Raw genomic sequence first — 19,148 nt, 5'->3', positions numbered from 1 at the left:
TTATCCACAGGCTGGAAAGATCTTGCGCGCGCCGATCGCGGCGGTGGCAGGGTGAAAGTCATGACGAAGACGGTTGCCGAAAAGCTTCAGATCAAGCCGCACTCGACCGTGTGGGTATCCGATCCGGCGCGGATCGCGCTGCTCACGCCGATGCCCGACGGTGTGCGCGAGAGTGACCAGCTCGCCACCGCCAGCGCCGCGGTGGTCTTCGTCGAGGACGCCGCGGGCGCGCGGGACATGCTGGAGAAACACGCCGCCGACCTGGCCAAGCCGTCGGCCTTCTGGGTGGCCTACCCCAAGGGGAACAAGACAGACATCAACCGGGATTCGCTGTGGCCGATCGTGGCGGAGTTCGACATGCGGCCCGCCGGCCAGGTCGCGATCGACGACCGCTGGTCGGCACTCCGGTTCCGGGCCAACCGCGAAGGAGAGGCGCCGTTCACCCTCGACGGCCGGTAAGAGCGGCCTTCGCTCCGCGCGACGACAGCCGCCGGCAGCCGACCGACGACACCGCGTCGAGCGCGCTGATGTCTCCCGGGCGCCGGGTCAGCGACCGAGACCGCGCCGCCGATGAGCGCGCTGATGCCTTCTGCGCCGGGTCAGCAACCGAGACCGCGCCGCCGATGAGCGCGCTGATGTCATCAGTGCCGGGTCAGCGACGGGGACCGTGCCGCCGATGGGGGCGCTGGTGTCTTCGGGTGCCGAGTCAGCGGCCGAGGACGGTGCCGCCGTTGACGTTGATGATCTGGCCGGTCACGAAGCCGCCGCCGGGGCCGACCAGCCAGCGGACCGACTCGGCGATGTCGTCGGGCACGCCGGCGCGGCCGACCAGGGTGGATTCGACGCGTTTGCGGTGGCCTTCCTCGGTCATGCGGCCGTCGAAGAATTCGCTGTCGGTGATGTAACCGGGTGAGATCACGTTGGCGGTGACGCCTTCGGGACCGAGCTGGACGGCGAGGTCGAGCATGTAGCCGTGCAGGGCTGACTTGGCGGCCGAATACGGGCCGCCGCCACCGCGCTGGGCGGCGATCGAGCTGGTCAGGATCACGTGGCCGCCGGGGCGGCGGAGCAGGGGACGGAGGGCTTCGGTGAGGAGGACGGCGGTGATGACATTTGAGTCGTAGACGGCACGCCAGCGTGCGGCCAGGTCGGCCGGGGTGGCGTCATCGCCGCTGATGAACGCGCCGGCGTTGTTGACGAGCACGTCGACCGGGCGGCCGGCGACGGCGGTGACCACGGCCTCGACCTGGTCCGGGTCGGAGAGGTCGGCGGTGACCGACGACGCCTGGGGGCCGATCCACTTCACCGCCTCGGTCAGCACGTCGGGCCGGCGGCCGACGATGATCACGTCATAGCCTTCGCCGGCGAGCATGCCCGCCGTCGCCCGGCCGATTCCGGTGCCGCCACCACTCACCACTGCAAGCCTCGCCATGCTGGCGACCTTAAGCGACTATGCGGGGCCGCGCTCACAAACAACGCTGTGACCGCGGCCGCAGGGTCCCGCCCACGGCGGGATGCACCGGCGGATGGCGCAAGATCAGCTCCAGTTGGGTGCGTGCTGAATCGGCTTGGCCAGCCGCGGGCCAACGGAGCCGCACGGGCATGGAGTCGGCCGCAGGGCACGACGAATCGGCCCCACCGGCCGGCGCAGGATCAGCCCCACCGAACCGCGCAGGATCGGCGCCGCCCGGGCCACGCAGCGTAAGCCCCACCGGGCCGCGCAGGGTCGGCGCCGCCCGGGCCACGCAGCGTAAGCCCCACCGGGCCGCGCAGGGTCGGCGCCGCCCGGGCCACGCAGCGTAAGCCCCACCGGGCCGCGCAGGGTCGGCGCCGCCCGGGCCACGCAGCGTGAGCCCCACCGGGCCGCGCAGGGTCGGCGCCGCCCGCCGGGCCGCGCGGAGTCAGCGCCGCCGGACCGCGCGGAGTCAGCGCCGCCGGGCGCGCAGGATCAGCTCGGCCGGGCGCGCTTGGTTGGTCGATTTGGCGCGCCCGGCCGGGGTTGAGATGCGTGGCGGTGGCGGCGCCTTGTTGTCAGCCGGGTCTTGGTTGGGTCGGCCGGCTGGGCTTGGTCATCGGTGCTCGGCTGGGTCGGGGGTTGGGGTTGGGGTGGTGAAGACGGCCGTGGCGATCGATAGTGGGCGCCAGGCGCAGACCGACACCACCGTCATCGCGATGGCGGCGGTCCAGAAGGTGGCCACCAGGCCGTATGCCTGGGCCACCAGGCCGCCCAGCAGTGACCCGAGCGCTGCGCCGCCCAGATCGAGCAGGGAGTAGACGCTGGTGGCTCGGCCGTAGAGGGCGGAAGGGACGGTTCGCTGGCGGATTGTGGTGACCACTACGCCCCAGACCACCGCGTGCACGCTGAACAGCACGATGATTCCGCCCGCCAGCCATGGGTTCTCGGTCGCGGCCAGGGTGGCGTGCAGGGCTACCTCGATGAGCAGGCCGATGCGCAGCAGTGGGGTGGCACCGATCGTGCGCAGCAGCCAGGGCGCGACCACGGTGCCGAGCAGGCCGCCTGCGGCGAAGGTGGTCAGGAGGACGCCGTAGCCGACCGAGGAGAGGTGCAGGACGTCTCGGGAGTACAGGACGAAGATCGCGAAGGCCGCGCAGAAGACCAGGTTGCCGAAGGCCATCGTCACCGCCAGCGTGCGCAGGAGGCGGTGGGCCCAGAGGAAGCGAATGCCTTCCGCGATGTCGGCGCGGAGGGTGCGTGTGCCGGGTGTGGTCGACGGGGCGGGTGGGGGGACCGAGCGGAGCAGGGAGATCAGGAGGGCCGACGCTAGGAACGATGCTGCGTTCAGGCCGAACGGCAGCGCCGCGGTCAGCACGAACAACCATGCGCCCAGCGGCTTTGCCAGGAACTGGTTGATCACCGTGAACGTGCCGCCCAGCAGGGAATTCGCCACCGGCAGCCGGTCGGCGGGCACGATGGCGGGGACGAAGGCCGCCGCGGCCGTGTCGGCCAGGGTCTCGCCGGTGCCCAGGACGAAGAAGACCGCGTAGACCAGCGGCACCGACACGAAACCCAGTGCGATCGACACCGCCAGCAGGCCGATCGCCGCGGCTCGCACGACGTTGACCGCGGTGACCAGGCGGCGCCGGTCCAGGCGGTCCGCCCAGGCGCCGCTGACCAGGGCGAACAGCAACCACGGCAGCTGCTGGGCGAAGACCGCGCCGGCCACCGCGGCCGGGTCGTCGCTGATCGTGGAGACGAGCAACGGGCCGGCCACCATCGTGACGCCGTCGCCCAGGTTGGAGACCGCCGACGCGGTCCAGAGCTTGCTGAAGTCCGCGCCGAGACGCGCGGCGGAAAGGGCACGCAAAACTGCTCCTCAAGCAGGTGGGATTCGGTCGCGAGGACCGCCCCATAGCGAGGAGAGGAGAAAGACCAGGTCCTCGCTACGCGGCGGAGACCGGCACCATGTTCTGCTGCATCACTGCCCCTTTCCGGAAAAACTCACCACACGCTAACCGCCACCCGGTGGCCGCGCACCGCCATTAGGAGTGCCGTGAGCGGGGATCAGCTCACGGTGGCCGGCACTCGGTGGCGGCGGACTGCGTTCACCGCCGCTACGGCGGTGTCGGGATGATCGGTGAAGAGGCCGTCGACGCCGAGGCCGAGGAAGTGCTCGTACTCGGAGATGACGTCGCCTCGGGCGGTTGGCTCGGGGCCGATCCGCAGGTCGGCGGGCAGGAAATGATTCTCGGCCCGAAACGTCCAGGCATGCACGGCCAGGCCGGCGGCATGCGCCCGCGCGACGATGCCGGGGTCGGCGCGCAGCAGGTCCTTGTCCGGGCCGATCGCATGGGCATAGGACGCGATGGCCGTCAGATCGGGAACATGATCCTCGAACAGGTGCATCAGCCGCAGTTCGGTCATGGCCTGCATCGTGATCAGCGACGACGCCTCGAACGACTGGATCAGGACGTGGTCGGTGCGGTCCGCGAATCCGTTGCGATAGAGCGTCCGGATCAGCGGCTCCTCCAGGCCCAGGCCGAGGGCGGCGAAATACGACGGGAGCTTGGTCTCGGGGTAGACGCCGATCGGACGGCCCAACCGGCGCTCCTCGGCGTGTGCCAGGTCGAGGATCTCCTGGAACGTGGGCACGGTGAAGCGGCCGTCGAAGAGCGTGTTCTGTGGGCGTACCCCGGGGAGTCTTTCGATCGCGCGGAGCGCGCGCAGCTCGGCGAGCGTGAAGTCCTCGGTGAACCACCCGGTGACCTCGACGCCGTCGACCAACTTGGTGGTGCGGCGGCCGGCGAAAGAAGCATGCGCAGCGACGTCGGTGGTGCGGGAGATGTCGTTCTCGTGCCGGGCGACCAGCACGCCGTCGCGGGTCGACACGAGATCGGGTTCGATGTAGTCGGCGCCGAGGCGGATCGCCAGGCGATATGACTCGAGGGTGTGTTCGGGGCGATATCCACAGGCGCCGCGATGTCCGATGACCAGCGGCTTGGCCGGAACGTAGTCCACGAACACAGTGAACGGTCGGTTGGCGACACCGCGGTGGGCACGACACGACCAGCAGGTAAACGTCATCCCGAAGTGGTATGACCTTGGGGCGAAGACGGCGACGAAAGGAGAGTGACCGTGCGGGGACGCTCACCATGGCGCTATCCCGCGCGGATCGTGCCGATGGCGTTCCTCGGCGCGGTGGCCGTCGGCACCGCGCTGATGATGCTGCCCGCGGCACGCGCCGACCCGGGCCACGCGCCGTTCGTCACCGCTCTCTTCACCGCGACCAGCGCCGTCTGTGTGACCGGGCTGACCGTGGTCGACACTCCGACCTACTGGTCCACCTTCGGCCAGGTGCTGATCACCGTGCTGTCGCAGATCGGCGGCTTCGGCATCATGACGCTGGCCACCCTGCTCAGCCTGCTCGTGTCGCGCCGGCTCGGGTTGCGCAGCCGGCTGATGGCGCAGGCGGAGAGCTCCGGGCTGTTCGACGGGAACCTGGGGCGGGTGCTGATCCGGGTCGCGCTGACCATGTTCGCCTTCGAGTCGGCCATCAGCGTGGTGCTCACCCTGCGGTTCTGGCTGAAGTACGACTACTCGTTCGGCCGGGCGGTGTGGGAGGCGGTCTTCCACGCGGTGCAGGCGTTCAACAACGCGGGCTTCGCGCTCTACCCGGACAGCCTGGTCCGGTTCGTCGGTGACTGGTGGATCTGCCTGCCGCTGGCGATCGGCGTCTTCACCGGCGCGATCGGCTTCCCGGTGCTCTTCGAGCTGGCCCGCGAGTGGCGCAAGCCGCACACCTGGTCGACGCACACCCGCCTCACCGTGTGGGGGACGCTGCTGCTCAGCTCGATCGGCTTGCTGGTGTTCCTGACCTTCGAGTGGGCGAATCCGCGGACCCTCGGCGGGGAGGGGGTGGGCACCAAGATCCTGGCCGCGCTCACCCAGGACGTGATGACCCGCTCCGGCGGCTTCAACAGCATCAACCTGGGTGACATGAACACCGAGACGATCGCGGTCACCAACGCGATGATGTTCATCGGCGGTGGCAGTGCCAGCACCGCCGGCGGCATCCGGGTGACCACGTTCCTGCTGCTCGCGTTCGTCATCTGGGCGGAGCTGCGCGGCGAGCCGGACGTGACGATCCGCAACCGGCGGATCGCCGAGGAGACGCAGCGGCAGGCGATCACCGTGGCGCTGCTCGGGGTGGCGCTGGTCGCGGCCGGCACGATCGGGCTGATCGGGCTGACCGACGACATCCCGTTCGACCGGGCCCTGTTCGAGGTGACGTCGGCGTTCGCCACGGTCGGCCTGAGCACCGGCATCACGCCGAATCTGCCGGAGTCCGCCCAGATCATGCTGGTCGTGTTGATGTATGTCGGCCGGGTCGGCACGATCGCGGTCGGCACCGCGATCGCGCTGAACACCCGGCGCCGGCTCTACCGCTATCCGGAGGAGAGACCCCTCGTTGGCTGACAAGAAGGCACCACCCGCGGAGGACAACGTCGTGGTCATCGGCCTGGGCCGGTTCGGCGGCGCGGTCGCCGAGTCGCTGCAGAACCTCGGCCACGAGGTGCTCGGCGTCGATTCCGACCCGCGCATCGTGCAGGACTGGGCGGATCGGCTGACCCAGGTGGTGGAGGCGGACGCGACCGACACCGACACCCTGCACCAGCTCGGCATCCAGGACTTCCCGCGCGCGGTGGTCGGCATCGGCACCAACCTGGAGACCAGCGTGCTCACCGTGCTGACGCTGGCCGAGATCGGCGTGCCGGAGATCTGGGCGAAGGCGACCAGCGTCAAGCACGGCAAGATCCTGGCGCAGGTCGGCGCGCGGCACGTGATCTATCCCGAGGCGGAGATCGGCGAACGGGTGGCGCACCTGATCACCGGCCGGATGCTCGACTACATCGAGTTCGACGACGGCTTCGCGATCGCCAAGGTGCGTGCGCCCAAGGAGGCGGTGGGCCGGTCGCTCGCCGACGTCGGGTTGCGCACGCGCTGGGGCGTCACGGTCGTGGGGGTGAAGATGCCGGGCGAGGATTTCACGTACGCCAGGCCCGAAACGGTCGTGCCGGAACGCTGCATCCTGATCGTGGCCGGCGACACCGAAAAGGTGGAGCAGTTCGCGGCGACGACCTAGATCGCGACGGAGAAGCCGCCGACCCGCGCGGTCGGGGGCGCCGGCGGCGGGCTTTCCGGCGTCACCTTCTTCTTCTCGACGACCCGGGGCGGAGACTGGGGAGCCGGGGTCGACTTGACCTTCTTCTTGCGCGGCGGCCGCGGTGTGGGGGTCTTCGTCCTGGTCACCGCGGGCTGGGCCGCGGCGGGTTCTTCTTCGGTACGCGCGCCGAGCACCGTCGCCTCGCACACCTGCCCGTCCAGCCGGAAGGCCAGCGGCAACGGGTTGCTCCCCCGATATGCCCCCCGCAGCGTGATGCTCACCGACCGCCCCGGCCCGAGATCCTTCTTCCCGCGATAGACGACCTTCCGCCCGTTCTGCGCCACCGTCCGACCCGGATCGGTGAGCCGCTGCGTCCCCGGATAGGCGAACTCCATCCGCCACTCCCCGACCGTCGACTCGCCCGTGTTGACCACGGTCAGCCGCGCCTCGAAGTCGGCCCCTGTGTCCTTCTCGACCCGATAGCGCACGGCACAGTCCGCGGCGTGCACCACCCCGGCCGGCGTACCGGCGCCGGCCGCCGACGCCTGCGCGGTGCCGACCTCGGACGACTCCCGCGTCGCGGACCAGCTCACCCCGATCGCCGCCAGCAGCGCGACCGTGGCGACGCCGGCCTGCAACCGATGCCGCCCGGTCAGGGCGAAGGTCGCGGACAGTCCGGACAGCACCTGCCCGCCGAGGAAGAGCCCGCCACCCAGCGGTTTCGCGTCGCCGAGCCGGAGCGCCGGCAGCAGCCGCAGGCCGGCTCGCAATCGCAACGTCCGCAGCCGCAGAGACCTCAACCGCACGGCCGCCGGTTTCGGAAGTTCGAGGCGCACGGTCGGCCCGTCGGCGATCGGCGGGATCACCGGCTGCATCCCGACCAGCGCGCCGAGCCGGGCCGCCACCTCGGACGCCGGCGGCCGGTCCTCCGGCGCTTTGGCGAGGCAGCGCAGGCAGAGCGTGGACACCAGGTCGGGCAGTCCGGGCAGCGACGGCACCGGGTCCGGGTCGGCGTAGAGGTGCGCCCGCAACGCCTCGGTGGTGTTCTCGGCCGGCCACGGCAACCGCCCGGTCAGGGTGCGGTAGAGCAGCACGCCGAGGGCGTACACGTCGGTCGCCGGTGACACGTGCACGCCGCCGAGTCGTTCCGGCGCCAGATATGCGGGCGTGCCGAGCAGGCTGCCGTCCGGCGCCGAGTCGCGCTGCCCGACCAGGGCGGAGATGCCGAAGTCGACCACCTTGGCGCCGGCCCGGGTGAGCATCACGTTGGCCGGGGTGATGTCGCGGTGCACGACGCCGCGGGCGTGCGCGGTGGCCAGCGCCGACGCGACCTCGGCGGCCATCGTCACGGCGTCCCGCCAGGGCAGCGGCCCGTCCCGGCCGACCCGGGCGGCCACCGACTCACCGTCGTTGAGCTCCATCACCACGTACGGGACGGTCGACTCCCCGAAGTCGAAGATGCTGGTGATGTGCGGGTGGCACAGCCCGGCCGCGGCCAGCGCCTCCTGGCGCATCCGCTCGCGGAACCCGTCGTCTCCGGCGAGCTGGGCGGACAACACCTTGACCGCGACCTCGCGACCGAGCACCTCGTCGTGCCCGCGCCACACCTCGGACATGCCGCCGGTGCCCAGCTTCTCGACAAGGCGGTAGCGGTCCGCGATGCGCCGCCCGATCCGCCCCATATGCCGATTGTGGGGCCAACGAGGTGCGACGGGATGCCGCTAGGAGAAAGCGCCCGCTATGTCCGGAGTGGGGCAGGAGTCAACCCTGCAGCAGTTGATCAACAGGCGCGTAGTCGTCGGTCAACACTCGTGCGTCCCCGACAAACGAGTCCAAGGAGGCGCCGGAAAGCATCGTGACCGGCTCGTCCGCGAGGTCCAGCGCGTCCCGCAGAAAGTCCAGCCGCAGCGGTGACCTGGACGCCACGATCACGAAGTTCGCGCCGATCTCACCGGCCAGCGCCCGCGGCGGCGCGATCAGCGCGGTGTGCGGAAAGGCCGCCCGCACGGTCGCGACCTCGGCCCGGATGAAGCGGTCCGGCGGGTAGTCGATCACGTTCTGGGCATAGACGCCGTCGGCCTTCAGAACCCGCGCGATGTCGGTCGCCATCTCCTTGGTGGCGAGGTGCCACGGCACCACCAGGTGGCCGAAGGCGTCGCCGACCACCAGGTCGTAGGCGCCGGTCCGCTGCGCCGCCAGCCCCACCCGGGCGTCGCCGACCTGAGCCCGCAGCCGGGGTCCCAATTCCAGGCCTAATTCTGACTTGTCCAAATCGACCAAGCCGCCATCCAACTCCAGCACGAGTTGATCACTGCCGGGCCGGGTAGAAGCGACGTAGTTCGGCACTGTGAAACCGCCGCCGCCGAGATGCAGCGCGGTGATCGGAGCCTGCGGCAGCCGCACGGTGTCCGCCACCGCGCCGATCCACTGCACGTAAGCGAAATCAAGATGCGTGGGGTCGTTGAGATCGACATACGAGTGCCGAGCCGAGTTGAGGTTGAGAACGCGGCCACCGGGCACCGCGGCATCGACGTCCACTCGCGCGCAGTGATAGGCCGTCTCCACGTCACACGGCGTCGGCGCCAGCGCGCCCAGACCCGCGCCGACCAGGCCGACGGCCGCAAGTGTCGCCCGCGTCCGCGGCCGTCCCAGAAGCGGGGAGGTGCGGCGCAGCCACCAGCCCAGCCCGAAGCCGGCGAGCGCGAGCAGCCCGGCCAGCGAGAGGATGATCACGCTGCTCGGCATCGCGGCGACGAAGATGAAGCCCGTACCCAAGGTGGCGGTGATCGCGCCGAGCGTGCCGAAGCTGGACAGCCGGCCGACCACCTCGCCGGTCTTGCGCAGATCGCCCAGCTGCAGCTTGACCACCAGCGGGGTGATGCCGGCGAGCAGGAACGCGGGCAGGAAGACGGCCATCGCGGCGAGCAGCAGCACGGCCGGGGCGGCGCCGCCGCGCAGCACCTCGCCACCCCAGCGGACCAGCGGCAAGGTCACCGCGGTGCCGATCGCGGCGAGGATCAGCGCCGGCGCGAGCAGCAGGCGCGGGTCGAACCGGTCGGCCAGCCGGCCGCCCAGCCAGGTGCCGTACGCGATGGCGGCCAGCGAGATGCCGATCACCGAGCTGCTCACCTGCAGGGTCACGCCGACATAAGGCCCGACCAGGCGCAGCGCCACGATCTCGAGGACCAGCACGGCTCCGCTGGCGAAGAAGACGAGGGCGGTGGCCAGGGCGTTCGGCAGGGGGCGCGGCGGCTCTTCCATCGCCGGGAGCCTACCCAGCCGAATCTGCTAGATCACTGAGAGGTGGACGTGGTTCGTGTGGGTGGCGCTGGGCCCGCCCGAGCCGCTGTAGGACCGCCACCCGGTGCCCGGCATCCAGATCTCCCGGAACCAGATCACATAGAGCACGCCCAGCCGATCGGCGTTTTTCACGAAGTACGCCGCCAGGTTGTTGCCGTAGACCTTGTCGCCGCCGCTCGCGTTGACGTTCTCGAAGCCGCCCGAGGCCGCCGCGAAGTCACAGGCGCGGCCCTTCGGATGCTCGCCGGACGAGCGCTGGCTGAAGCACGACGTGTAGCGCTTGAAGCCGGCCGACCGGGCCTGCTGGTAGGAGTTCAGCAGCCGCGGTGTGATGCACCCGGACGTGGTCGGGTCGTCGACCGTGCAGCGCTCGGTCGGCCACGAACCGTCCTTGTTGCGGGGCGCGGGCTTGGCCAGCGGCGAGTTCGCGCTCACGAAGCCGCCCGCCACGCTGCCACCGCCCACACTGGCCAGCGCGAGCTCGGCTTCCTTCTTCTTCTTGGCCAGGACCGTGACCTGCTTCTGCTGTTCCTTGATCTCCAGGGCCAGCGCGGCGTTGGCCTTCGCGTAGTTGTCCACCGCGGCCCGATAGCGGATCAGCGCCTTGCCGTCCAGCCGGGCCATCATGTCGAGGCCCTTGGCACGCTCCAGGAACGAGTCCGGCGAGCTGGCGCTGAGCAGCATGGTCATGGTGTTGAAGCGGCCGAGACGGTAGGTCCGCGCGGCGACCGCGGCCACCTCGGTCTCCATCTGCTTGGCTTCGACCTGCGACGAGAGCAGGCTGGCCTGCAGCTCTTTCTGGCGCTTCTGCGACGCCTGCAGCTTCTGCTTCGCCTCGATGTGCCCCTTGGCGGCCGACTCGAGCGCGGCCCGGAGCGTCTTCGTGCCACCCTCGTCGTCGGGCTCCGCGCTCGCCGGTGCGGCCAGCACGGATGCCAGCAACACGGCAGGCAGCACGACCACAGCCGCCAGCCGCCTGAGGAGCGTCGCCGCCACGGTCTACCTCCCAGGGGGATTCAGCGGAGGCGACTGTACCCGTCCTCTTGGGATAAACGCACCTCGATCAGGTGGACGAATATCCACCGTCGACGAAGAGTGTTTGACCGGTCACGGAGGCACTGGAATCACTCGCCAGATAAAGGACACAACCCACAAAATCTTCGGGTACGCCGTTACGTCCCGTCATCGCCCGCAGAGCATGCGCACGGACTTTCGACGGGTCGGCGAACACCTCCTCGGTCAGCGGGGTGTGCACCACGCCCGGCGCGATCGCGTTGCAGCAGACGCCGCGCCGCGACCAGGCCTCGGCCTGCGATCGGGTCAACGCGACGAGACCGGCCTTGGACACGCCATAGGCGCCGCTGTTCCCATACGCCCGGAACGCCTGCTGGGACACGACGTTGATGATGCGGCCACGGCCGCGCTCGGCCATCCGTGGACCGAACGCCTGCCCGAGCAGAAAGGGCGCGGTCAGGTTGGCGGCCATCGTGACGTCCCAGTCGTCCTCGGTGAGGTCGTCGAGCGGCGGGCGGCGGTTGACCGCGGCGGCGTTGACGAGCACGTCCGGGTTCCCGTACCCGTCGAGGATCTGGTCGACGGCGGCTCGGACCGCCGCGCGATCGGCGAGGTCCGCGGAGATCGCGCCCGCCTCGACACCGTGCCCGCCCAGCTCGGCGACGGTCTCGTCGAGCGCCGGCCCCCCCCGCGCGAGCAGCACGACGCGGGCGCCCGCCCGGCCCAGCGCGATCGCCATCGCCCGGCCGATGCCGGAACTGCCACCGGTCACCACCGCGAGACGGCCGGACAAACCGAAAACTTCATCGAGGTACGAGGTCACGCCGGCACTTTAATCTGGACGGCATGTTCACCGAGGCCTTCCCGATCGTGACCGTGCCGGATCTGCCGGCGACCGTGGCGTTCTATCGCGATCTGCTCGGCTTCCGGGAGGCCTACCGGTTCCCGGCGGACGGCGAGCCGCAGTTCGTCACGCTGCGGCTGGGCACCAGCGAGATCGGCCTGGGCGCGGGCGAGTCCGAACCGGCCGCGGCCTACACCCTCTGCGTCTATGCCGACGATTGCGACGCGGCGGTCGAGCGGCTCCGGGCGGCCGGCACGCCGATCGTCGAGGAGCCGGTGGACATGCCGTGGGGCGAGCGGATGGCGCGGGTCACCGACCCGGCCGGCCAGGCGATCATGATCGTGGCCAGGCTCTAGAGTGCCGAGGCTCTAGAGTGGCCGGACTCTAGAACTGGAAACCCGGGAAGAGCGTCTCGCGGACCGTGTGCCAGACGTCGTCGTTCGGGGCGACCAGCAGGCCGCGCTCCGAGTCGACCGGGTGATAGGCACTGCCGTCCAGGTGCAGGACGGTGCCACCGGCCTCGCGCAGGAAGAGTGAACCCGGCACGTGGTCCCAGGGCAGTACCCGCCAGAACAGCGCGAACTGCTGCTCGTCGATGCCGACCGCGGGGTATTCGTACCCGGCGCAGTGATGCCCGGCGGTCACCTCGCCGAGCCGGTGCGCGTGCTCGGCCGCCAGCGCCTTGAGTTCGCTGGTCAGGTATTTCTGGGCCACCACTCCGCGCAGCTCGGCGGCGCCCGGGTCGTCGGTGCGGGTCTTCACGCGGACCCCGTCGATGTAGGCCCCGCTGCCCGCCTCGGCCAGCGTCATCCGGTCGTCCACCACGTCCAGGATCCAGGACGCGGCCGGCTCACCGCCCCGCAGCAGCGCCACCATCACCGCGAACGGCGTCTTGCCGGCCGCGAAGTTGTTCGTGCCGTCCACCGGGTCGACGATCCACACCGCGCCCTGGTCCTCGACCCGCCGCAGCACGCCGGGGTCGGCCGCCACCGCCTCCTCACCGACCACCACCGAGCCGGGCAGCAGCGCGGTCAGGCCGGCGGTCAACGCGCGCTCGGCCTCCTGGTCCGCCACCGTCACCAGGTCACCGGGCGCCTTGACCTGCACGTCGTCGTCGTGGAGGTGCCGGAAGCGGGGCAGCACGACGGTCGCCGCGACCTCGCGGATGAGGTCGCTCACCTGCTCAATCACGCGGCGGCAGCTTCACGACGCTCACGAAGAACTCGTCGATCTGGCGGATCACCGCAATGAACCGCTCGAAGTCCACCGGCTTGGTGACATACGCGTTCGCGTGCAACTGGTAGCTGCGCAGGATGTCCTCGTCGGCGGCCGACGTGGTGAGCACGACCACCGGGATCTGCCCCAGGTCGTCGTCCTTCTTGATCTCCTCGAGCACCTCCCGGCCGTCGCGCTTGGGCAGGTTGAGGTCGAGCAGGATCAGGTCCGGGCGCACGGCGTCCGCCCACTGGCCCTCCTGGCGCAGGTAGGCCAGCGCCTCGGCGCCGTCGGAGACGACGTTGAGCCGGTTCTGGACCTTGTGCTCGTCGAACGCCTCCTGCGTCATGAGCACGTCACCCGGGTCGTCCTCGACGAGCAGCACCTCGATGGGCGTGCCGTCCTGCCTGATCGGACCGGTCATGGTGCGGTGACCTCTCTGGTTTGCTCTTTGCTGGGGTTTTCCGCCGCGGGTCGGCTCTGCTCTTTACTGGGGTTTTCCGCCGCGGGTCGGCTCTGCTCTCTGGCAGGAACTCCTGCCAGGACTGGCAGCGTGAAGTTGATCGACGTCCCCTCGGCGACGTCCAGGTCCAGCCAGATCCGCCCGCCATGGTATTCGACGATCTTCTTGACGATCGCCAGACCGATGCCGGTCCCCTCATAGGCGTCCCGCGCGTGCAGCCGCTGGAAGATGACGAAGACCTTGTCGGCGAACTCCTTCTCGACGCCGATCCCGTTGTCCCGCACGTTCACCTGCCACTCGTCGCCGACCAGCGCGGCGGTGATCTCGACCCGCGGCGGCACGTCCGGGCGGCGGAACTTCAGCGAGTTGCCGATCAGGTTGACGAAGAGGTTGGTGAGCAGCGGCTCCTCGCCCTCGACCACCGGCAGGTCGTGCCAGACGATCTCACCGTCCTCGCCGGCCCGGACCTCGAGCTGGGACTTCACCTCGGTCAGCACCCGGCCCAGGTCCACCTCGGTGAAGCCGCTGGTGAGCCGGCCGATCCGGGAGAACGCGAGCAGGTCGTTGATCAGGCGTTGCATGCGCTGGGCGCCGTCCACCGCGAACCCGATGTACTGATCCGCGCGCTCGTCCATCTGCCCCGCGTACCGCCGCTGCAGCAGCTGGCAGAAGCTGGCCACCTTGCGCAGCGGCTCCTGCAGGTCGTGCGACGCGACATAGGCGAACTGCTCGAGGTCGCGGTTCGATCGGACCAGTTCCTCGGCCTGCACCTTGAGCTGATCGTTGATCCACTCGACCTGGGCCCGGGCCTCGCGCACCTGGGTCAGCTCGGCGGCGATCTGTTTGCGCATGCCGTCGACGTCGGTGGCGAGAGTTCTCAGCTCGGGCGACCCGGCGCTGGTGATGCGCTGGTCGAAGTTGCCCCGGGCCACCTCGCGCACCTGCTCGGCCAGGTCCACCACCGGCTGCGTGACCAGGCGGTCGATCAGCAGCAGCAGCGCGGCGCCGGCCAGGATGATGATCGCGGCGGCGGCGATCTGGATGGCCACCAGCACGCTGCCGGTGCGCTGGGCGGCGTCCGCGGCGGCGTTTCGCACCCGCAGGATCTGCCCCTGCAACCGCTCGATGGCCTGCCGCAGCGCGCCGAACTGGGTGGTCGAGGCGGCCTCGATCAGCGGCTTGGCCGCCTGCGGGCCCTGCGTGCGAACAGCGTTGAGCACCGGGATGGCGACCTTCGCGCGCCAGGCGTCAGCGCTCTCCCGCACCTCGCCCACGGCCAGCCGGACGCCCACGTCGTCGTGCTCGGCGAGCTGCTTCTCGATCTCGGCGAGCAGCGCCTTCTCCTGAGCCTGGCCGCTCTCGTACGGCTGCAGATTCTCCTGCTTGCCGGTGATCGCGTAACCCCGGATGCCGGTCTCCTGATCGACCGCCGCGGTGACCAGACTTTCCCCGGCGATCCGCATCGGGCCGGTGCGGTTGAGCACGGTGTCCAGGTTCCGGTTGCTGTCCGCGGCGGTGATGGCGGCGAACACGCCCAGCCCGGTGAGCATCAGGGCCACGGTGGCGACCAGCGCGGTCACCCGCCGCCGCAACGTCCAGGTGCGCAACTGCAGGACACTCATCGACCGCTCCCCCGCGAGATCAGCAGCATCGCGACGTCGTCCGCGAGAGGGCCGCCGTTCGCTTGTTCGGCCCGCCCGACCAGCCAGGCCGGCAGCGCGGCCAACGGCACCTCGCGGGCGGCCGGCTCGTCCAGCAGCGCGCACAGGCCCTCGACATCGAGTCGCTCGTTGCCGACGCCGGTGTGCCCCTCGATCAGCCCGTCGGTGTAGAGCAGCAGCGACCAGTCGTCGCCGTCGAACTCCACCTCGCTGGCCGGCGTCGGGGTCGGGCGTACGCCGAGCACGATGCCGGTGCGCGCGGTGACCGGCCCGGCCTTGCCGGCGGCGAGCAGCACCGGCGGCGGGTGGCCGGCGAGGCGTACCGTCGCGTGGTTCTCGGCCAGGTCGATGGCGACCGCCGCGACCGTTGCGAACACCTCGCGGGCCCGCCGCTCGGTCATCAGCACCTGTTCGAGGGCGCCGAGGATGCGGTCGTCCGGCACCCCGGCGAGCACCAGCGCGCGCCAGGCGACCCGGAGCTCCACGCCCAGCGCGGCCTCGTCGACGCTGTGCCCGCAGACGTCGCCGACGATCAGGTGCAGCTTGTCCTGGCCGACCTGGATGACGTCGAAGAAGTCGCCGCCGAGCAGACCGAGCGCCCGGCCGGAGCGATAGAACGTGTGCACCGCGACCTTGGTGGTGTCCATCAGCGGCTGGGGCAGCAGACCGCGTTCCAGCCGGGCCGATTCGGACTGCCGCAGCTCCACCTCGCGCAGCCGGCGGGCGTTTTCGTCGGCGCGTTTCCGCTCGACCGCATAGCGCAGCGACCGGGTCAGCAGGACGCCGTCCACCTGGCCCTTGACCAGGTAGTCCTGGGCGCCCTCGGCGACCGCGGCGACGCCGAGATGCTCGTCCGACCGGCCGGTCAGCACGCACACCGCGGCACTGCCCGCGATGCCCAGGAACTTGCGCAGACCGTCGATGCCCTCGGCGTCCGGCAGGCCGAGGTCGAGCAGCACGCAGTGCATGCCGCGGGTCAGCGGCCGGGCCTCGTGCAGGCTGGTGGCCACGGTCAGCTCGAACGGCGCGCCGGCCTCGTCCAGCAACTCGCGCACCAGGAACGCGTCACCCTCGTCGTCCTCCACCAGCAGGATGCGCAGCCGCTCGGGGCTGAGCGTGGCGGGAACAGCGGCGCGCGGCGCGACTGACCGTTCCGTCATGCCGCTTCCCCACTCGTGTCGACCGGGCGTGATGAGGGAATCGTGTACCACCCTCGTCGCCCGCACAACAGCGGCGTCATCCGCTCTCGCCTTCGGCCGCCACGCGTCGCGCGTGCTGGGCGATGACCTGGCCCAGGATGCCGTGCAGCTGCCCGCAGTCCGAGCAGTGCAGATTCTCGTCCAGCCGGCGTCCGCCGCACCCGATGCATCGCCCGCGGTCGGCCGGGTCCTGGTATTGCGCCAGCGCGCGACAGAACGCTCGCACCACGTGATCGCCGACCAGGTAGGTCGCCTCACCGTGCGCGGTGCGCACGCCGAGGATGGCCACCGGTGCGGCGTCGGGCGACGGGTCGTAAGGCGCGACCCGGTCGATGAACTCCGCGACAACGGCGGTGGGATCGAACGGCTCGGTCACGGGTCCAAGTTAAGCCACCCGCGAGAAAGATCACCGGGGTACCCGCCTCCGGGACGACACGATTAGATGTCACCCATGCGTGACGCCCCCGACCGCGCCCTGGCCCGCCCCCGGCTGCGGCCCCTCGCCGCCCTGGTGGCACTGCTGGCGCTGGCCGCCACCGGTGCCGCGGCACTGTGGTCCATCCAGCCGCCGGCCGCCCGCGACACCGGCACCCCGCCGGGCGAATTCAGCGCCGCGCGAGCCTTCCAGCAGGTGCAGACGATCGCGAGCGTGCCGCATCCGGCGGGCAGCGCGGCCAATGACACGGTGCGTGAACATCTGCTCACGACGCTGCGCGGCCTCGGGCTCGACCCGCAGGTGCAGGACACCGTCTCCGAGGAGGGCACCCGGCTTTCCGCCAGCGCCGGCGGCATCGGGCTGGCGCGCATCCGCAACGTGGTCGCCACCATCCCCGGCACCGCGTCCACCGGGCGGGTGTTCCTGGTCGCGCACTACGACTCGGTGCAGACCGGGCCGGGCGCGAGCGACGACGGCGCCGGGGTGTCCACCATCCTCGAGACGGCCCGCGCACTGACCAGCGGATCGCGGTTGCGCAACGACGTGGTGCTGGTGCTGACCGACGCCGAGGAGGCCTGCCTGTGCGGCGCGCAGGGCTTCGTGCGGCAGAACCCGCTGGCCCGGGACGGCGGCGTGGTGCTCAACCTGGAGGCGCGCGGCAGCGGCGGGCCGGTGATCACCTTTGAGTCGTCGCCGGACGACGCCAAGCTGATCGGCGTGCTGGCCGGGGCGCCGCGGCCGGTGGGCACCTCGTTCGCCGTCGAGGTCTACCGGCTGCTGCCCAACGACACCGACTTCACGCCCTTCCGGAACGCCGGGTTCCGGGGGTTGAACAGCGCGTACATCGACGGCGCGGCCAACTATCACGCGCCGACCGACACACCGGCCACCATGGACCGGGACAGCCTGCAACAGCACGGCGACAACGCGCTGGCCCTGGCCCGGGCGTTCGGCGAACGCGACCTGAACGCGCTCGAGGCCCGCAGCGACGCCACCTACTTCCCGCTGCCCGGCTTGCTCGCGCACTACCCGAGCTATCTGGTCTGGCCGATCGCGGTCGCCGCGCTCGGATTGGTGCTGCTGCTCGGATCGGTCGCGCGACGCCGCGGCCTGGCGACCCGCGGACTGCTGTTCGGCGGCTTCGCGCTGGGCATCGCGCCGATCCTGCTGACGCCGGTCTTGGCTCAGGTCCTGTGGCTGGTCATCACAAAAATCCGCCCGGGGTACGCGGCGATGCCGATCGACCCCTACCGTCCACTGTGGTTCCGGCTGTCCGTGGTCGCCCTGGCGGTCCTGGTGCTGGTGGTCTGGTACGCGTTGCTCCGCCGCCGGATCACCCCGATGGCGTTGGCCTTCGGCGGCCTCTGCTGGCTGGCCGTGCTGGGCCTGGTGCTCGCCTGGTTCGCTCCCGGCGGCTCCTATCTGGCGGCCCTGCCGGCCCTGTCCGGCGCGCTCTTCGGGTTGCTCGCGATCGCCCTGCGCGGCGGCTGGGGCTCGGTCGTCGCGGTGCTGCTCGGCGGTGCGATCTCGGGCCTGATCCTGGTGCCGACGGTGGCGATGTTCTTCCCGGCGATGGGCATGGCCCTGGCCGGAGTCGGCGCCCTGTTCACCACGCTGCTCGGGTTGGCCCTGCTGCCGGTGATCGACCTGCTGCACCCGGCGGCCGGCGGACAGCGCGGCATGGTGGCGCTGCGCGCCCGGCGGGCCGGCCTGCTGCCGTCGTTGCTCGCCCTGCTCGCGGTCGTCGGCTGCGCGGCGGCAGGCCTGCGGACGGACCGGTTCGACGCGGCCCACCCGCTGCCCACCCATCTGATGTTCGCGCTGGACGCGGACACCGGCGAGGGCCGCTGGCTGAGCTCGGAGCGCCGGCCGCAGGATTGGACCGGGCAGTACGTCGGCGGCGACCCGGCGGTGATGACGGTGACGTTCCCGGCCTTCGGCGACGAACGGTTCCTGACCGCCCCGTCGAACGCCGCGGAGCCGCCGCCGAACCTGCCGCCGCCGCTGCTCACCGTGGTCGGTGACGCCCGCACCGGCGACACCCGCACGCTGCGGCTCCGGCTGCGGTCCCAGCGCCCGGTGCGGATGACGACGCTGCACGTGGCCGCCGACGCCGGCGTGACGGCGGCGTCCGTCGGCGGGCGCCCGGTGCCCACCGACACGGTCACCGGCGGCCCGTGGGGCTTCGGATTCGTCTTCCACGCGCCGCCGCCGGAGGGCATCGAGGTGATCCTGCGGATGCGCGGCCAGGGCCCGGTCAGTTTCCGGGCGATGGACGGCAGCGACGGCCTGGGCGACCTCCCCGGCTTCAACCCACGTCCCGACGGCGTCGGCATCGCCCCTTCACACACGTCCGAACTCGTCGCGGTGGCCCGCACCTATACGCTTTGATC

At 70.9% G+C, this 19,148-nt stretch carries 17 protein-coding genes; 5 read left to right on the top strand and 12 right to left on the bottom strand.

Features of this window, described 5'->3' with window-relative positions; genetic code table 11:
- Nucleotides 1–60 precede the first annotated feature (60 nt).
- Nucleotides 61–459 carry a hypothetical protein gene (locus ACZ6TI_RS09375; protein WP_465344518.1) on the top strand — a complete coding sequence of 133 codons (399 nt, stop codon included), beginning with the start codon at nt 61–63 and terminating at the stop codon, nt 457–459.
- Between the two features lie 247 nt (nt 460–706).
- On the opposite strand, the gene ACZ6TI_RS09370 is transcribed toward ACZ6TI_RS09375, so the two are convergent.
- The 3 genes from ACZ6TI_RS09370 to ACZ6TI_RS09360 form a co-directional block, all read right to left on the bottom strand.
- Nucleotides 707–1,432 (bottom strand): SDR family NAD(P)-dependent oxidoreductase, encoded by a 726-nt coding sequence (locus tag ACZ6TI_RS09370; RefSeq protein WP_465344517.1) that lies wholly within the window; start codon nt 1,430–1,432, stop codon nt 707–709.
- A gap of 637 nt (nt 1,433–2,069) precedes the next feature.
- The gene (locus tag ACZ6TI_RS09365; protein WP_465344516.1) at nt 2,070–3,326 is read right to left on the bottom strand and encodes an MFS transporter; all 1,257 of its coding nucleotides are present in this window, start codon (nt 3,324–3,326) and stop codon (nt 2,070–2,072) included.
- Nucleotides 3,327–3,523: 197 nt separating this feature from the next.
- Nucleotides 3,524–4,477 (bottom strand): glycerophosphodiester phosphodiesterase family protein, encoded by a 954-nt coding sequence (locus tag ACZ6TI_RS09360; protein WP_465344515.1) that lies wholly within the window; start codon nt 4,475–4,477, stop codon nt 3,524–3,526.
- Nucleotides 4,478–4,639: 162 nt separating this feature from the next.
- On the opposite strand from ACZ6TI_RS09360, the gene ACZ6TI_RS09355 reads away from it, so the two are divergent.
- Nucleotides 4,640–5,935: a TrkH family potassium uptake protein gene (locus ACZ6TI_RS09355; RefSeq protein WP_465344981.1), complete on the top strand. Its 1,296-nt coding sequence runs from the start codon at nt 4,640–4,642 to the stop codon at nt 5,933–5,935.
- Complete coding sequence (locus tag ACZ6TI_RS09350; protein WP_465344514.1) at nt 5,928–6,602, top strand: potassium channel family protein; 675 nt, start codon at nt 5,928–5,930, stop codon at nt 6,600–6,602. The genes ACZ6TI_RS09355 and ACZ6TI_RS09350 overlap by 8 nt, the downstream gene beginning before the upstream one ends.
- Here ACZ6TI_RS09350 and ACZ6TI_RS09345 read toward each other — a convergent pair.
- From ACZ6TI_RS09345 to ACZ6TI_RS09330, 4 genes are all read right to left on the bottom strand, one after another.
- On the bottom strand, nt 6,599–8,305 hold the full coding sequence (locus ACZ6TI_RS09345; RefSeq protein WP_465344513.1) for a serine/threonine-protein kinase: 1,707 nt from the start codon (nt 8,303–8,305) through the stop codon (nt 6,599–6,601). The two genes, ACZ6TI_RS09350 and ACZ6TI_RS09345, sit on opposite strands and share 4 nt — an antisense overlap.
- Before the next feature lie 79 nt (nt 8,306–8,384).
- Nucleotides 8,385–9,884, bottom strand: a complete 1,500-nt coding sequence (locus ACZ6TI_RS09340) for a fused MFS/spermidine synthase (protein WP_465344512.1) — start codon at nt 9,882–9,884, stop codon at nt 8,385–8,387.
- 27 nt (nt 9,885–9,911) lie between these two features.
- The gene (locus ACZ6TI_RS09335) at nt 9,912–10,919 is read right to left on the bottom strand and encodes a coiled-coil domain-containing protein (RefSeq protein ID WP_465344511.1); all 1,008 of its coding nucleotides are present in this window, start codon (nt 10,917–10,919) and stop codon (nt 9,912–9,914) included.
- A 67-nt stretch (nt 10,920–10,986) separates the two neighbouring features.
- Entirely contained in the window at nt 10,987–11,760 is a 774-nt protein-coding gene (locus ACZ6TI_RS09330; RefSeq protein ID WP_465344510.1) for an SDR family NAD(P)-dependent oxidoreductase, read from the bottom strand.
- Between the two features lie 23 nt (nt 11,761–11,783).
- Between ACZ6TI_RS09330 and ACZ6TI_RS09325 the strand changes: the two genes are divergently transcribed.
- Nucleotides 11,784–12,137, top strand: a complete 354-nt coding sequence (locus ACZ6TI_RS09325) for a VOC family protein (RefSeq protein ID WP_465344509.1) — start codon at nt 11,784–11,786, stop codon at nt 12,135–12,137.
- A gap of 28 nt (nt 12,138–12,165) precedes the next feature.
- Here the strand turns inward: ACZ6TI_RS09325 and ACZ6TI_RS09320 are convergent, their stop codons facing one another.
- From ACZ6TI_RS09320 to ACZ6TI_RS09300, 5 genes are all read right to left on the bottom strand, one after another.
- Complete coding sequence (locus tag ACZ6TI_RS09320) at nt 12,166–12,972, bottom strand: inositol monophosphatase family protein (protein ID WP_465344508.1); 807 nt, start codon at nt 12,970–12,972, stop codon at nt 12,166–12,168.
- Entirely contained in the window at nt 12,965–13,420 is a 456-nt protein-coding gene (locus tag ACZ6TI_RS09315) for a response regulator (RefSeq protein ID WP_465344507.1), read from the bottom strand. Before ACZ6TI_RS09315 ends, ACZ6TI_RS09320 begins: the two co-directional genes overlap by 8 nt.
- Nucleotides 13,417–15,081 carry a sensor histidine kinase gene (locus ACZ6TI_RS09310; RefSeq protein WP_465344506.1) on the bottom strand — a complete coding sequence of 555 codons (1,665 nt, stop codon included), beginning with the start codon at nt 15,079–15,081 and terminating at the stop codon, nt 13,417–13,419. Before ACZ6TI_RS09310 ends, ACZ6TI_RS09315 begins: the two co-directional genes overlap by 4 nt.
- Nucleotides 15,078–16,280, bottom strand: coding sequence for a PP2C family protein-serine/threonine phosphatase (locus ACZ6TI_RS09305; protein WP_465344505.1), 1,203 nt, complete (start codon nt 16,278–16,280; stop codon nt 15,078–15,080). The genes ACZ6TI_RS09310 and ACZ6TI_RS09305 overlap by 4 nt, the downstream gene beginning before the upstream one ends.
- 76 nt (nt 16,281–16,356) lie before the next feature.
- Nucleotides 16,357–16,695, bottom strand: a complete 339-nt coding sequence (locus ACZ6TI_RS09300) for a hypothetical protein (RefSeq protein ID WP_465344504.1) — start codon at nt 16,693–16,695, stop codon at nt 16,357–16,359.
- Between the two features lie 75 nt (nt 16,696–16,770).
- Here ACZ6TI_RS09300 and ACZ6TI_RS09295 point away from each other — a divergent pair, with 75 nt between their 5' ends.
- Nucleotides 16,771–19,146, top strand: coding sequence for a M28 family peptidase (locus tag ACZ6TI_RS09295; RefSeq protein WP_465344503.1), 2,376 nt, complete (start codon nt 16,771–16,773; stop codon nt 19,144–19,146).
- Nucleotides 19,147–19,148: the final 2 nt, after the last annotated feature.

Source organism: Actinoplanes sp. NPDC051388 (genome assembly GCF_055586225.1).
This window is presented reverse-complemented; position numbering and strand designations above follow the sequence as displayed.

Bases quoted from the DNA above. Each gene is read 5' to 3' on its own strand.
- ACZ6TI_RS09370 (WP_465344517.1), bottom strand. From the start codon at position 1,432: ATGGCGAGGCTTGCAGTGGTGAGTGGTGGCGGCACCGGAATCGGCCGG.
- ACZ6TI_RS09305 (WP_465344505.1), bottom strand. From the start codon at position 16,280: ATGACGGAACGGTCAGTCGCGCCGCGCGCCGCTGTTCCCGCCACGCTC.
- ACZ6TI_RS09355 (WP_465344981.1), top strand. From the start codon at position 4,640: ATGGCGTTCCTCGGCGCGGTGGCCGTCGGCACCGCGCTGATGATGCTG.
- ACZ6TI_RS09315 (WP_465344507.1), bottom strand. From the start codon at position 13,420: ATGACCGGTCCGATCAGGCAGGACGGCACGCCCATCGAGGTGCTGCTC.
- ACZ6TI_RS09325 (WP_465344509.1), top strand. From the start codon at position 11,784: ATGTTCACCGAGGCCTTCCCGATCGTGACCGTGCCGGATCTGCCGGCG.
- ACZ6TI_RS09310 (WP_465344506.1), bottom strand. From the start codon at position 15,081: ATGAGTGTCCTGCAGTTGCGCACCTGGACGTTGCGGCGGCGGGTGACC.
- ACZ6TI_RS09295 (WP_465344503.1), top strand. From the start codon at position 16,771: ATGCGTGACGCCCCCGACCGCGCCCTGGCCCGCCCCCGGCTGCGGCCC.
- ACZ6TI_RS09375 (WP_465344518.1), top strand. From the start codon at position 61: ATGACGAAGACGGTTGCCGAAAAGCTTCAGATCAAGCCGCACTCGACC.
- ACZ6TI_RS09340 (WP_465344512.1), bottom strand. From the start codon at position 9,884: ATGGAAGAGCCGCCGCGCCCCCTGCCGAACGCCCTGGCCACCGCCCTC.
- ACZ6TI_RS09345 (WP_465344513.1), bottom strand. From the start codon at position 8,305: ATGGGGCGGATCGGGCGGCGCATCGCGGACCGCTACCGCCTTGTCGAG.